Genomic DNA, 13,191 nt, shown 5'->3' with positions numbered 1-13,191 from the left:
GGGGAGTGAGCGGTCCATGCCCAGAATCTCTGCCGTCGTCGTTGCGCTGGCGAGTAGCGGTTGCATAGTCGGATTGTGCTTGGTGCCACAGGCTGCGCTGTCGGCGGGTCGGGCAGACGCGTGTGCGACTAAGGTCGGACGGCATGGAATCCGTTTCGTTCGTACGCGAATACTTGCTGCTCGGGCTGGGTTTCGACCGGCTGGAGGAAGGATTCGTCGACGCGTATACCGGCGATCCCGCGCTGCGCAGGCAGGTGGAGAACGCGCCGAAGCCCGATCCGCGCGTTCTCGCGCGCACGGCGGCGAACCTCCGCGCGGAATTGCCGTCGGCGGGACTGTCCGAGGAGCGGACACGGTTCCTCGACGTCCATCTCCGCGCCCTCGAATGCTCAGCGCGCAAGTTCGCGGGCGACGACGTCGGCTTCGTCGACGAGGTCGAGGCGTACTTCGACGTCCGGATCGAACGGGGCGACGAGGAGCAGTACCGGGAGGCGCACCGGAAGATGGACGCCGTGCTGCCCGGAACGGGGCCGCTCGCCGAACGCATCCAGGCCCACCGCGCGAAGGACGAGATCCCCGCGGACCGGTTGCAGGAATGTGTCGACGCCTTCTCGAGCGCTCTGCGCGATCTCGTGCGCGGGCATTACGCACTGCCCGACTCGGAAGTCGTCGAGTACGAGGTCGTGGGCGACAAGCCGTGGTCGGGGTTCAACTACTACCTCGGCGACTACCGTTCCCGGGTCGCGATCAACTCCGACCTCAAGCAGCACATGTCGAACCTGCCGCGGCTGATCGCGCACGAGTCGTACCCCGGCCACCACACCGAGCACTGCCGCAAGGAAGCCGGACTGGTCGGCGCTGGACAGCTCGAGCAGACGTTGTTCGTCGTCAACACCCCGCAGTGCCTGATGGCCGAGGGGCTCGCGGACCTCGCGCTCGAATCGATCGTCGGGTCGGACTGGGGGCTGTGGGCGCAGGAAATCTACGCCGACCTGGGCCTGCGATTCGACGGTGAGCAGGCGCAACGTCTGTCCGGGGCGTCCGGGCAGCTGCTCGGTGTGCGGCAGGATGCGGCGATGATGCTGCACGACGAGGGCCGCAGCCACGACGACGTCGCGGCGTTCCTGCAGCGGTGGAGCCTGTCGACTCCCGAGCGGGCCCGGCAGTCGCTGCGGTTCCTGTCGTCGCCGTTGTGGCGGGCGTACACCAGCACCTACGTGGAGGGATACCGACTGCTCGGTGGCTGGCTGGGCGAGGTGCCGGTCGGCGCGGAGCGGTCGGAGCGGTTCCGCCGGCTGCTCGACGAGCCGCTCGTGCCCAGCGTCCTGCGCGCCGGTGAGGGGTACCTCACCGCGGGCGGTTAGGAAGTCCTCACGGGTACTTCGTAGACTGGGAGCATTCGTTTCCGCATCCAGCTTGGAGATCCCTCGATGACCGCTGTGCCCGGTACCGACGTCAACACGGCCCCCCTCGCCGAACTCGACCCCGAAGTCGCCCAGGCCATGGCAGGTGAGCTGGCCCGTCAGCGCGACACGCTGGAGATGATCGCCTCGGAGAACTTCGTTCCGCGCGCGGTCCTCCAGGCCCAGGGCAGCGTCCTCACCAACAAGTACGCCGAGGGATACCCGGGACGCCGCTACTACGGCGGCTGCGAGCACGTCGACGTCATCGAGGATCTCGCCCGCACCCGCGCCAAGGAACTGTTCGGCGCCGACTTCGCGAACGTTCAGCCGCACTCCGGCGCACAGGCCAACGCGGCGGTCCTGATGGCCCTGATGAACCCGGGTGAGAAGCTCCTCGGCCTCGACCTGGCGCACGGCGGCCACCTCACGCACGGCATGAAGCTGAACTTCTCCGGCAAGCTGTACGACGTCGAGTCGTACGGGGTCAGCAAGGAGGACCACCGCATCGACATGGACGAGGTCCGCAAGATCGCGGTCGCCGCGCAGCCGAAGGTCATCGTCGCCGGTTGGTCCGCGTACCCGCGTCACGAGGACTTCGCCGCGTTCCGGTCGATCGCCGACGAGGTCGGCGCGTACCTGTGGGTCGACATGGCGCACTTCGCGGGCCTGGTCGCTGCCGGGCTGCACCCGTCGCCCGTGCCGTACGCCGACGTCGTGTCCAGCACGGTCCACAAGACGCTCGGCGGGCCGCGCTCCGGCCTGATCCTCGCCAAGCAGGAGTGGGCGAAGAAGCTCAACTCCGCCGTTTTCCCCGGCCAGCAGGGCGGGCCGCTGATGCACGCCATCGCCGCCAAGGCCGTCTCCCTGAAGATCGCGGGCACCGAGGAGTTCAAGGACCGTCAGCAGCGCACCCTGACCGGCGCGAAGATCCTCGCCGAGCGTCTGACCGGCGCCGATGTCGTCGACAAGGGTGTCAGCGTCCTCACCGGCGGCACCGACGTGCACCTCGTGCTCGTCGACCTGCGCAACTCGCAGCTCGACGGCCAGCAGGGTGAGGACCTTCTCCACGAGGTCGGCATCACCGTCAACCGCAACGCGGTGCCGTTCGACCCCCGCCCGCCGATGGTCACGTCCGGCCTCCGGATCGGCACGGCGGCGCTCGCGTCGCGTGGATTCGGGGACGAGCAGTTCACCGAGGTCGCCGACATCATCGGCACCGCACTCGCCGGATCGTCCGACGTCGAGACGCTGAAGTCCCGCGTGTCGAAGCTTGCCGCCGACTTCCCGCTGTACGAGGGTCTCGAGGACTGGCGCCTGATCTAAGCGGCTCCGCCGCCCGTGCGTGGCCTGCGAGTGCAGGGACTCGTTAACCACGCACGGGCGTCGCAGGCGCCCGCACGTAACTTGATGTTCACCGACACGCCCGCCGCTCGCACGGCCGTCCGGCGTGTTTGGCAGTACCGTCGGGGGTAACAGGCAGCGGGGAAGTTGCTTGTACGGGAGGTCCTGATCGTGGCTGACACACTCAGTGCGAGGGGGCCGGCGCCCGGCCCTCGTGTGGTGACACACCAGGGACGGACCGGTCCAGCGAACCGAGTTTGCGTGGGTGCCACGCAGACCTAGGAGCCAACGTGACTGCTTCACGCTCCGTCTCAGCCCGCGTCGGACGTTCGTCCGCCGCCCCCAGGAAATCGTCGGATTCTGCAGTTCGTACATTCGTACTCGATACCTCCGTACTGCTGTCCGACCCCTGGGCCGTCACCAGGTTCGCCGAGCACCGTGTGGTGCTTCCCCTCGTCGTGATCAGCGAGCTCGAAGGGAAGCGGCACCACCACGAGTTGGGATGGTTCGCAAGAGAATCGCTGCGCATGCTCGACGACCTCCGTCTGGAATACGGTCGTCTCGACCAGCCGGTGCCGATCGGCACCGAGGGTGGCACCTTGCAGGTCGAGTTGAACCACACCGACCCGTCGGTTCTTCCGGTCGGATTCCGCACGGACAGTAACGATTCGAGGATCCTGGCCTGCGCACTGAACCTCGAGGCCGAGGGCGGTGACGTCGTCCTGGTCAGCAAGGACATCCCGCTGCGAGTGAAGGCCGGTGCGGTGGGTCTTCCCGCCGACGAGTACCACGCCCACGACGTCGTTCCGTCGGGTTGGACGGGTATGACCGAACTGGACGTGGCGTCCTCGTCGATCGACGAACTGTTCTCCGAGGGTGTCGTCGATCTGGAGGAGGCCCGGGAGCTTCCGTGTCACACGGGTATTCGGCTGCTGGGCGGTTCGTCGAGCGCACTGGGCCGCGTGAACGCCGACAAGCGGGTGCAGCTGGTGCGGGGGGAGCGTGAGGCATTCGGTCTGCACGGACGTTCGGCCGAGCAGCGGATCGCCCTGGACATCCTGCTGGACGACAGTGTGGGCATCGTGTCGCTGGGCGGCAAGGCGGGCACCGGCAAGTCGGCGCTGGCGTTGACGGCGGGGCTGGAGGCGGTGCTCGAGCGCCGCACCCAGCGGAAAGTCGTTGTCTTCCGGCCGCTCTACGCGGTGGGCGGGCAGGAGCTCGGCTACCTGCCGGGTAGTGAGAGCGAGAAGATGGGCCCGTGGGCCCAGGCGGTCTTCGACACACTCGACGGCCTCGCCAGCACCGAGGTGATGGACGAGGTGATCAGCCGCGGCATGCTGGAAGTGTTGCCACTCACGCATATTCGCGGACGGTCGCTGCACGATTCGTTCGTGATCGTGGACGAGGCGCAGTCGCTGGAACGCAATGTGCTGCTCACGGTGCTCTCCAGGCTCGGCACCGGCTCCCGGGTGATCCTGACTCACGACGTCGCTCAGCGCGACAACCTGAGGGTCGGACGTCACGACGGGGTGGCCGCGGTGATCGAGAAGCTCAAGGGGCATCCGCTGTTCGCCCACATCACGTTGACGCGCAGTGAACGTTCGCCGATCGCGGCGCTCGTGACGGAGATGCTGGAGGAGTTCGGGCCGACGCCGTAGGCGCCTGCCGCGCAGCGTGATCCGCCCGATGGCACCACGGTCCGACCGGACCGAGGTGACATCGGGCGGAAACGTCAGAAGGCGCTCAAAATACCTTTGAGCGTGCCCCACAGAAAGTCCCGGCTGCTGAAGTAGTCGCGCCAGACGGCGATCTTGCCGTCCTTCATCTCGAACGTGCCGCACACCCAGAACTCGCTGCGCAGCCGCTTGTAGATCAGGACGTCGGTGCGTTCGGTCAGCACGGCCGTTCCGTCGCCGGCGATGTGGTGCAGGCGCACGTCGAATCCGACACCGGGGCGGCTCATTCCGCGGAGTATCCGCATGACGGAGCCGAGGCCGCGGATCTTGGGCAGGGACACGTTGTGCCACATGATGTCCTGGTGCAGATACTGTTGCGCGGCGTCCGGGTCGCCGGCGACGAGCGCGTCCAGGAAGGCCCGGACCACCTGGACGTCTGCCGTGTCCGTTCGAGTGGTTCCCGTCGGTTCGTGCGAGTTCGTGCTCATGGTCTTCTTCCCGTCGAAGTGTCGGCTCAGCGGACGAATGTCCCCCGGCCTTCCGTGTCGTAGTACTCGAGTGTGACGTTGTTGCCGGCGAACGTGGCCTTCGAGATGGTTCCGGGTGGGGCGTTCTCACCGCTGGGTATGAAGGTGAAGGTCTCGCCGTCCCAGTGGGTGAGTGGGAAGGTCTGCCCGGCGGGCCCGAGTTGGAGCGACAGCGCGCCGTTGCTCTCCGTGACGACGGCGGGACCCCAATACGGGTTGCCGTAGGTGCCCGCGTAGGTGGGGAGCGGCTGCGGTGGTGCCGGGTTCGCGGGGGCCGTCTGGCCGACGAGACTGCCCTCGGGCTCGTCCATCGGCGCGATGGCCTGCCGGTACAACGACCTCCAGTCCTCGCGGATCTCCCCGAACTGGACGAGGTCGGCGAACTCGGCGGTGAGGGACTCGGGAATGCCGATGGGCGACCCGTTGGTCAGCGCGACGATGGCGACGTCGGCGGACGGTATCGCGACGAAGTTCGTCGCCACCCCGAGCTGGAATCCACCGGAGTGGCTGAGGGAGACCCGCCCTGCCGGGGTGGTCGAGACGTTGAACCCATAACCGTAGGACCCCGGACGGCTGTCCATCGACCGTGGTGGGCTGGACACCATCTGAGGACTGACCGCGGGGAGCAGTGATTCGGGGGACACGATCTCCTTGCCCTCGAACGTGCCGTCGGCCAGCAGCATCGCCAGCCATTTGCCCATGTCGTTGATGGACGAGCTCACCCCGCCCGCGGGGGACTGGGCGTCGGGATTGCGTACCGCATCGGCGACGTACTTGCCGTCGACGAGTTGGTGCGCGACGGCGCGGTCGTCGCGGGCCTGATAGTCAGCGAATCGCGAACTCGTGGAGGACATCCCCAGCGGCTGGTAGATCGTCTGCTCGGAGAGCGTCGCCCAATCCGTCCCCGACGCCGCCACGACGGCCTCCGCCGCCGCGGTGAGGCCGAAGTTGGTGTACTCGTAGGTGATCCGGAACGGGTTCAGCGGCTCGAGCCGGAGCTTGTCGAGCACCTGCTGCTGGTTGAAACCCAGGTCCTCGAGCAGATCGCCGGCGTGATCGGGCAACCCCGACCGGTGCGAGTACAGATCGCCCACCGTGACGTGCTCGGTGACCCACGGGTCGGCGAGGGCGAAACCGGGTGACTTGGACACCACGGGAGTGTCCCAGCCGATGACGCCGGCATCGACCTGATGGGCAACCACCGTCGACCCCACCGGTTTCGACATCGACGCCAGCTGAAACACGGTGTCGGCGTCCACCTTCTGATCGGTGCCGGCCTCGCGCACCCCGAATCCCTTCGCGTACACGGTCTGCCCACCGTGGACGACGGCGACCGCCATGCCCGGCAGACGGGAACTGTCCATCAACTCGGTCGCCAGTTCGTCGAGACGGCCCACGGCGTCGTCGATCTGACCATCGGGTATATCGACGCCCGCGACCGTCCCCGGGTTCGGCGGCTGGGAGGACTCCGAGGTGGGGTTCGCGCCGGACGTCTCGGAACCGGAGTCGTCTGCGTCGGAGCCGCAACCCGTCACGAGTGACCCGCCGAGCGCGAGAGCCGACAGAAGTATCGTCAGGTTCCGATGTCTGCGCATGGGTGATCCTCTGCTCGGGCCCGGGGTAACCGTGGACTGCCAGCCTAACGACTTCAAGCCCATGACCAGGATGTTTTCGTCACAACGCCGCCGTTGTTCCCGTCGAATTCACCGGTGGTCGACCCGGTGCCCCGGCGCGGACGCTACGGTGTGCGGATGCCGATTGAAAAGAATGACTCGCAGCTGCTCAGTGAGCTGGCCCCGGTGGTGGACGAAAACCTCACACGTCACATCGCCGAGGCGGACGGCTGGCAGCCGCACGATCTGGTCCCGTGGGACCAGGGCAAGAACTTCGCGTTCATGGGTGGAACGGATTGGTCGGCAGATCAGTCGACGCTGAGCGACGTCGAGGCGCTCGCACTGACCGTGGGTGTGCTGGTGGCGGACAATGTGCCCGCGTACCACCGGGAGATCGCCAAGCACCTCGCCCAGGTGGGCCCGTGGTGGCGCTGGGTGGGCCGCTGGACCGCGGAGGAGAACCGGCACTCCATCGTGCTCCGGAACTACCTGATGGTGACGCGCGCCGTCGACCCCGTCGCCCTCGAGCGCGCCCGGATGGACGAGATGGTCCGCGGTTACGCGATGCCGCCGATGCATTTGATCGAGATGCTCGCGAACTCCGCGTTCGAGGAGAAGGCCGCGGCGGTGCGTCATCACAACACGGCGGCACTCGGCGAGGACCCGCTGGTGGCCGTGATCGCCGAGCGGCTGGCCGCGGACGACGAACTGCAGTCGCTGTTCTACCGAAACATCGTCGAGGCCGCGTTCGAGCTGGTACCCGACCAGACGATGCGCGCGATCGCGTCGCGGATCGCCGCATTCGACGTGCCGAGCGTGGCACTGCCCGGCGGAACCGACAGCACCGCCGTGCTCGCCGAGGCCGGTATCTACGACCCCGCACAGCAGGGGGAGAAGGTGTTCGCTCCGCTGCTCCGCTCGTGGAACATCGCCGACCGCACCGATCTCGGCTCGGAGGGCGAGAAGGCCCGCGACGAGCTGTCCGCGCTGCTGTAGGACTTCTGCGCGAGAGGGCCCGCACTCGATCGAGTGCGGGCCCTCTCCGTCGGCAGGGTCAGTCCTTCACCTTCGCCATCGCCAGCACGTCGAGACGCTTGTCGAGTTCTTCCTCGCTCAGCTTGTCGCCGATCAGACCACGGTCGACGACGGTCTCGCGGATGGTCTTCTTCTCCTTCAGCGCCTGCTTGGCGACAGCAGCGGCCTCCTCGTACCCGATCGCGGAGTTCAGTGGCGTCACGATGGACGGCGACGACTCCGCGAGCGTCTTGAGGTGCTCGGTGTTCGCGACGAGCCCCACGACACACCGGTCGGCGAACAGTCGCGTGACGTTGGCCAGCAACGTCAACGACTCGAGCAGGTTCCGCGCCATCATCGGGATGTAGACGTTGAGCTCGAACGCGCCGGCGGCGCCGCCCCAGGCGACCGCGGCATCGTTGCCGACCACCTGAGCGGCGACCTGGGTGGCAGCCTCCGGGAGCACCGGATTGACCTTGCCGGGCATGATCGAACTGCCGGGCTGCAGGTCGGGGAGACGGATCTCGCCGAGACCGGTGAGCGGTCCCGATCCCATCCAGCGGATGTCGTTGGCGATCTTGGTCAGGGACACCGCGATGGTGCGCAGCGCGCCGGACGCCTCCACCAGGCCGTCACGCGCTGCCTGCGCCTCGAAACTGTTCTTCGCCGGTGTGAGGGCGTCGACGCCCGTCGCCTTCACCAGTTCGGCGACGACCTTCGGGCCGAATCCGTCGGGGGCATTGAGTCCCGTTCCGACCGCGGTGCCGCCGATGGGCAGCTCACCGAGCCGGGGAAGGCAGGCCACGACCCGCTCCATCCCCGCCTCCATCTGGCGGGCGTAACCGCCGAACTCCTGGCCGAGGGTCACCGGGACGGCGTCCATGAGGTGGGTGCGGCCCGACTTCACGACGTGCTTCCACTCGGTGGACTTGTCGAGCAGGGCCAGGCGCAGGTGGTCGAGGGCGGGGAGGAGGTCCTTCACCGCGGACTCGGTGGCCGCGACATGCGTCGCGGTGGGAAACGTGTCGTTGGACGACTGCGACATGTTGACATCGTCGTTGGGGTGGACGACCACACCGTTCGCCGCGGCGATCGACGCGATCACCTCGTTGGCGTTCATGTTGGAACTGGTGCCCGAGCCCGTCTGGAAGACGTCGATGGGGAATTGATCGTCGTGCTTGCCCTCGGCGATCTCGCCCGCCGCGGCGATAATGGCGTCCGCCTTCTCGGCGTCGAGGAGGCCGAGGTCCTTGTTGACCTGCGCGCAGGCCGCCTTCAGCAGACCCATTGCACGTATCTGGGTGCGCTCGAGACCTCGACCGCTGATCGGGAAGTTCTCGACGGCGCGCTGAGTTTGCGCGCGCCACAGGGCATCCACGGGCACCCGCACCTCGCCCATGGTGTCGTGTTCGATCCGGTACTGCTGCTCGTTGCTCTCGGTCATGCGTCAAACATGCCACTTCTGAGCGCGTCGTGGGGGCGCTCCCCGTGCGCCTTTCCGGTAGCTCTGGCTACCGGAAAGGCGCACGGGCAGCGGAGCTGCCTAGAACGTCGGCGGAATGGCACCGTCCTCGCCCGTGAAGTCCACGGACGAGTACTCGCGCAACTTCTCGAGACGGTGGTACGCGTCGATCATGCGGACGGTGCCCGACTTCGACCGCATCACGATCGACTGGGTCGAGGCGCCGCCACCGTAGTAGCGGACACCGCGGAGCAGGTCGCCGTCCGTGACACCGGTGGCGCAGAAGAAGACGTTCTCACCGGACACGAGATCTTCGGTGGAGAGCACACGGTCCAGGTCGTGGCCTGCGTCGATGGCCTTCTGGCGCTCGGCATCGTCGGTCGGGGCCAGCCGGCCCTGCAGCGAACCACCCATACAGCGCATGGCGGCGGCGGCGATGATGCCCTCGGGCGTTCCACCGGTGCCGATCAGGATGTCGGTGCCCGACTCCGGACGTGCGGCGGCGATCGCACCCGCGACGTCGCCGTCGGAGATGAGGCGGATCCGGGCGCCGGTGTCCCGGACCTCCTGGATGAGCCTGGCGTGCCGCGGACGGTCGAGGATGCAGACCGTCACGTCGGAGGGGGACGCCTTGCGGACTTTCGCGACGCGCTTGATGTTCTCGGCGACGGGCGCTGTGATGTCGATGACATCGGCGGCGTCGGGGCCGACGGCGATCTTCTCCATATAGAACACGGCAGACGGGTCGAACATCGCGCCGCGCTCGGCGACCGCGAGCACGGCGATCGCGTTGGGCATGCCCTTCGCCATCAAGGTGGTCCCGTCGACCGGGTCGACGGCGAAGTCGCAGTCGGGTCCGTCGCCGTTGCCGACCTCTTCGCCGTTGAACAGCATCGGAGCTTCGTCCTTCTCGCCCTCGCCGATGACGACGACGCCGCGCATCGAGACCGAGCTCACGAGCTGGCGCATGGCGTCGACGGCGGCTCCGTCGCCGCCCTCCTTGTCGCCACGGCCGACCCAGCGACCGGCAGCCATCGCACCAGCCTCGGTGACTCGGACCAATTCCAGAGCAAGATTTCGGTCCGGGGCCTCGCGGCGACTCGAAGTGGTGCTAGCCGTCATGGGCAGTGCCTCCTGGTGCAGTCACGGTCGACGTTGTACGTCGACGCTGTGTCGGTGGCCGTCGGCCGCCGAGTGTCGAGTGGATCTCGCTGCTGATTCTCCCAGAAAGAAGTGTGACGTGCGCTGCTGGGGCGCGAATCATGGGACCGAGAATCGTTGTTCCGGGACCGACCCTGGATACTGGTGGGCGTGGCATCTGATAAACCCCGCATCCTGCACAACAACCGCGACATGGTGTGGTCGCTCGTACCCCTTGTCCTGTTCTGCGTACTGATCGCGGGTATCGCCAGCCAGTGCACGTTCAGCCCGGGCGGACCCACCAGTGGTCCGATTCCCAGCTTCGACGTCGATGCGGCGCTGAAGTACGACGCGCAGGACCTTCCGTTCCCGGTGCGTAAGCCGGAGACACCGGAGGGCTGGACGCCCAACTCGGGCAGCCGCAGCATCGTCAGCGGCGACGGCGGCGGCGATTCGAGCACCGTCGGCTTCATCACCGAGGCAGGCCGCTACATCCAGCTGACGCAGAGCAATGCCGTCGAGACGGTGCTCGTGCCGTTCGTCGCGGGTGGTCCGCGTACGGCGACGGGAACCGAGGACGTTGCAGGTCACAGCTGGATCGTGTACGGCGGGGAGGGAGTCGAGCCGATCTGGGTCTCCGACTTCGGCGACGTCCGGCTCCTCGTGACGGGCAGTGCGTCACCCGAGGCGTTCGAGCAACTCACCACCGCCGCGGCCGACGCCCAGGTCCTCGCCGCCTGACGACCGGGGGCGTGTCAGCCCTCGTCGTCGGCGTGGGCGAGCGCCGTCTCGACGCGCTTGCGCGCCCCTGCGAGGTGCTCCTCGCAGCGTTTGGCCAGGGCCTCGCCCCGCTCCCACAGCGCGAGTGACGCGTCGAGGTCGAGGCCGCCCTGTTCGAGCACCTTGACCACGTCGACGAGTTCGTCGCGCGCCGCCTCGTAGCCGAGCTCCGCGATGTCGGTGTCGGTGTCGTTTCCGGTGGGCTTGCTCATGTCCTACTTGTCCTTTCCCATCACCGCGGCACGGATTGCGCCGTCGGCGACTCGAACGCGAATCTGGGTGCCCGGCGGGGCGTCGTCGACCGAGCGCAGGACCTCGGGATCGCCGTCGGGCACGATCCGCTGGACCACGGAGTAGCCGCGGGCCAGGGTCGCAGCGGGGCCGAGGGTCGTCAGCCGTGCCCGCAGGTGCTCGATCGTGGTGCTCTCCGCGGCGATCGCCCGGCTGATGTCGCGTCGCCCGGCCTCCCGCAGTCGCTCGACCTCGTCCGACCGGTGGTCGAGTGCGCGCAGCGGATCGGCGAGCACCGGCCGGCTCCGCAGCTGGGAGATCAGGTGGGACTCGCGCTGCACCCAGTTGCGGAGAGCAGCCGCGCTCCGCGACCGCAGTTCGCCGACCAGCGCCTGCTCGGCTACGGCATCCGGTACGACCCGCTTGGCAGCGTCCGTCGGTGTCGCGGCCCGCAGGTCGGCGACGTGATCGCTGAGCGGACTGTCCGGCTCGTGGCCGATGGCGCTGACCACCGGAGTTCGGCAGGCGACGATCGCGCGGCACAGCGTCTCGTCGGAGAACGGCAGCAGATCCTCCACGCTGCCGCCGCCGCGCGCGAGGATGATGACGTCGACGTGCGGGTCGGCGTCCAGTTCCTTCAACGCGTCGAGGATCTGCGGAACGGCGGTCGCGCCCTGCACCGGGGTGTTGCGCACCTCGAAGCGCACGGCGGGCCAGCGGCGCTGCGCCACGCTGAGAACGTCGTGCTCGGCGGCGCTGGCGCGACCGGTGATCAGCCCGATGGTGCCCGGCAGGAACGGCAGCGGACGCTTCAGTCGAGGGTCGAACAGACCCTCCGCTGCCAGCAGCGCGCGCAGCCGCTCGATCCGGGCGAGGAGTTCACCGATCCCGATCGCGCGGATCTCCGTCACTCGCAGCGAGACCGACCCGCGGCCGGTGTAGAACGACAACTTGCCGAACATCACCACCCGGCTGCCCTCGGTGAGCGGGACGGGGGAGTTCTGCAACAGCTGCGGGGAGCAGGTCACCGACAACGACATGTCGACGGACGGATCCCGCAGCACCAGAAACGCGGTCCGGGTTCCCGGACGCGCGTTGATCTGGGTGATCTGTCCCTCGACCCAGACACTCCCGAGCCGGTCGATCCACTGTGCGACCTTGGCCGACACGGTGCGGACCGGCCACGGCTGCTCGGCGGTACTCGGTCCGGTACTGGCTGCGCGGGGCTGTGCGGAGGTCACTTGGCCTTGGCGGAGGTGATGCGGTTGGTCAGCATGGTCTGGAACGGTGCGCGTGCCAGGGTCGCGTTCTCGTAGTCCAGCAGCGTCGTGAGGTCCTCGACGGACAGGCTGCGCAGGCGCGCCCGCAGCTGGGCGAGCGTCAGCGTGCCGTAGTCGAGTACGACGGCGATCTCGGGTTCGGCCACCGTCGGGGCGGAGGTCGCGACCTTCTTGCTCACCGGCTTCACGGAGGCGGCGCCGTTGGTGGCGGCGGGAGCAGCCTTCGGGGTCGAGACCTTCCCGGGGGTGCTCTCGTCCTGCGGACTCAGCGAGTACAGGGCGAACCGCCCAGGCCCGGCCGACCGCTCGTCGGTCCCGCCGTCGACGGCGGGTACCGGATCGGTGTCCTCGTCGAAGACGGCCCAGACCGGCTGCTCCTCGTCGTGGGTCCAGTTGATCAGTGCGAAAGCCTGGTCGCCCTTGATGGCCAGCGCCGTCATGGACTGCTGAACACGCATCGTGGTCTGCAGCACCTGACTGACCGCGGTCATGGGCAGGGTCGCCGCGGTGGTCGGCAGTTTCCTGGCCTCTTCGACGGCCGTCACGGCGATTCCAGCGGCGACACGCGCCACGAACGGGGGACGAATCATTCCCACAGCCTGCCTGACAACGGCACGTTTGGGTAGCCGACGTGCCCACAGCGTCGACGACTTCGGTGCGACGATGCGCACACTACCCGGCCGAGGCCCCGCGAAAGTGTCGTCCGTACGGGGTGACCCGTAGT

At 67.9% G+C, this 13,191-nt stretch carries 12 protein-coding genes; 5 read left to right on the top strand and 7 right to left on the bottom strand.

The genetic code is table 11. From position 1 onward, the window contains the following. Positions 1-143 precede the first annotated feature (143 nt). The 3 genes from G9373_RS01505 (at position 144) to G9373_RS01495 (ending at position 4,402) form a co-directional block, all read left to right on the top strand. Positions 144-1,364, top strand: a complete 1,221-nt coding sequence (locus G9373_RS01505) for a hypothetical protein (RefSeq protein WP_064079892.1) — start codon at positions 144-146, stop codon at positions 1,362-1,364. 66 nt (positions 1,365-1,430) lie between these two features. Continuing rightward, positions 1,431-2,726, top strand: coding sequence for a serine hydroxymethyltransferase (gene glyA, locus G9373_RS01500; RefSeq protein WP_005253714.1), 1,296 nt, complete (start codon positions 1,431-1,433; stop codon positions 2,724-2,726). Positions 2,727-3,034: 308 nt separating this feature from the next. Beyond that, a complete protein-coding gene (locus G9373_RS01495; protein WP_025432159.1) occupies positions 3,035-4,402 on the top strand; it encodes a PhoH family protein in 1,368 nt (455 codons plus the stop codon). Between the two features lie 74 nt (positions 4,403-4,476). Here G9373_RS01495 and G9373_RS01490 read toward each other — a convergent pair whose 3' ends face one another. Together G9373_RS01490 and G9373_RS01485 are read right to left on the bottom strand one after the other, a co-directional pair. Beyond that, complete coding sequence (locus G9373_RS01490; protein ID WP_167113650.1) at positions 4,477-4,908, bottom strand: limonene-1,2-epoxide hydrolase family protein; 432 nt, start codon at positions 4,906-4,908, stop codon at positions 4,477-4,479. 26 nt (positions 4,909-4,934) lie between these two features. Beyond that, entirely contained in the window at positions 4,935-6,542 is a 1,608-nt protein-coding gene (locus tag G9373_RS01485; protein ID WP_167113647.1) for a serine hydrolase, read from the bottom strand. 156 nt (positions 6,543-6,698) lie between these two features. On the opposite strand from G9373_RS01485, the gene G9373_RS01480 reads away from it, so the two are divergent. Further along, complete coding sequence (locus tag G9373_RS01480) at positions 6,699-7,556, top strand: acyl-ACP desaturase (protein ID WP_037202965.1); 858 nt, start codon at positions 6,699-6,701, stop codon at positions 7,554-7,556. A 58-nt stretch (positions 7,557-7,614) separates the two neighbouring features. Here the strand turns inward: G9373_RS01480 and G9373_RS01475 are convergent, their stop codons facing one another. Together G9373_RS01475 and glpX are read right to left on the bottom strand one after the other, a co-directional pair. After that, complete coding sequence (locus G9373_RS01475; protein ID WP_005238997.1) at positions 7,615-9,018, bottom strand: class II fumarate hydratase; 1,404 nt, start codon at positions 9,016-9,018, stop codon at positions 7,615-7,617. 99 nt (positions 9,019-9,117) lie between these two features. Next, positions 9,118-10,158: a class II fructose-bisphosphatase gene (glpX, locus tag G9373_RS01470; RefSeq protein WP_043791864.1), complete on the bottom strand. Its 1,041-nt coding sequence runs from the start codon at positions 10,156-10,158 to the stop codon at positions 9,118-9,120. 189 nt (positions 10,159-10,347) lie between these two features. Here glpX and G9373_RS01465 point away from each other — a divergent pair, with 189 nt between their 5' ends. Further along, positions 10,348-10,917, top strand: a complete 570-nt coding sequence (locus G9373_RS01465; RefSeq protein WP_054248324.1) for a DUF4245 domain-containing protein — start codon at positions 10,348-10,350, stop codon at positions 10,915-10,917. Positions 10,918-10,931: 14 nt separating this feature from the next. Here the strand turns inward: G9373_RS01465 and G9373_RS01460 are convergent, their stop codons facing one another. From G9373_RS01460 to G9373_RS01450, 3 genes are read right to left on the bottom strand one after another with little or no spacing between them, the layout of a single operon-like run. Continuing rightward, positions 10,932-11,168 (bottom strand): exodeoxyribonuclease VII small subunit, encoded by a 237-nt coding sequence (locus tag G9373_RS01460; RefSeq protein WP_054248320.1) that lies wholly within the window; start codon positions 11,166-11,168, stop codon positions 10,932-10,934. 3 nt (positions 11,169-11,171) lie between these two features. Further along, on the bottom strand, positions 11,172-12,428 hold the full coding sequence (xseA, locus tag G9373_RS01455; protein WP_005253706.1) for an exodeoxyribonuclease VII large subunit: 1,257 nt from the start codon (positions 12,426-12,428) through the stop codon (positions 11,172-11,174). Next, positions 12,425-13,057 carry a lipid droplet-associated protein gene (locus G9373_RS01450; protein WP_167113644.1) on the bottom strand — a complete coding sequence of 211 codons (633 nt, stop codon included), beginning with the start codon at positions 13,055-13,057 and terminating at the stop codon, positions 12,425-12,427. The genes xseA and G9373_RS01450 overlap by 4 nt, the downstream gene beginning before the upstream one ends. Positions 13,058-13,191 lie beyond the last annotated feature (134 nt).

It is taken from the genome of Rhodococcus sp. A14 (assembly GCF_011603105.1).
In the GTDB taxonomy this organism is placed as follows: domain Bacteria; phylum Actinomycetota; class Actinomycetes; order Mycobacteriales; family Mycobacteriaceae; genus Rhodococcus_F; species Rhodococcus_F opacus.
This window is presented reverse-complemented; position numbering and strand designations above follow the sequence as displayed.

What these genes read in the sequence shown, in the direction of transcription:
- G9373_RS01505 (WP_064079892.1), top strand. Translation starts at nt 144, where the DNA reads ATGGAATCCGTTTCGTTCGTACGCGAATACTTGCTGCTCGGGCTGGGT.
- glyA (WP_005253714.1), top strand. Translation starts at nt 1,431, where the DNA reads ATGACCGCTGTGCCCGGTACCGACGTCAACACGGCCCCCCTCGCCGAA.
- G9373_RS01490 (WP_167113650.1), bottom strand. Translation starts at nt 4,908, where the DNA reads ATGAGCACGAACTCGCACGAACCGACGGGAACCACTCGAACGGACACG.
- G9373_RS01485 (WP_167113647.1), bottom strand. Translation starts at nt 6,542, where the DNA reads ATGCGCAGACATCGGAACCTGACGATACTTCTGTCGGCTCTCGCGCTC.
- G9373_RS01480 (WP_037202965.1), top strand. Translation starts at nt 6,699, where the DNA reads ATGCCGATTGAAAAGAATGACTCGCAGCTGCTCAGTGAGCTGGCCCCG.
- G9373_RS01475 (WP_005238997.1), bottom strand. Translation starts at nt 9,018, where the DNA reads ATGACCGAGAGCAACGAGCAGCAGTACCGGATCGAACACGACACCATG.
- glpX (WP_043791864.1), bottom strand. Translation starts at nt 10,158, where the DNA reads ATGACGGCTAGCACCACTTCGAGTCGCCGCGAGGCCCCGGACCGAAAT.
- G9373_RS01460 (WP_054248320.1), bottom strand. Translation starts at nt 11,168, where the DNA reads ATGAGCAAGCCCACCGGAAACGACACCGACACCGACATCGCGGAGCTC.
- G9373_RS01450 (WP_167113644.1), bottom strand. Translation starts at nt 13,057, where the DNA reads ATGATTCGTCCCCCGTTCGTGGCGCGTGTCGCCGCTGGAATCGCCGTG.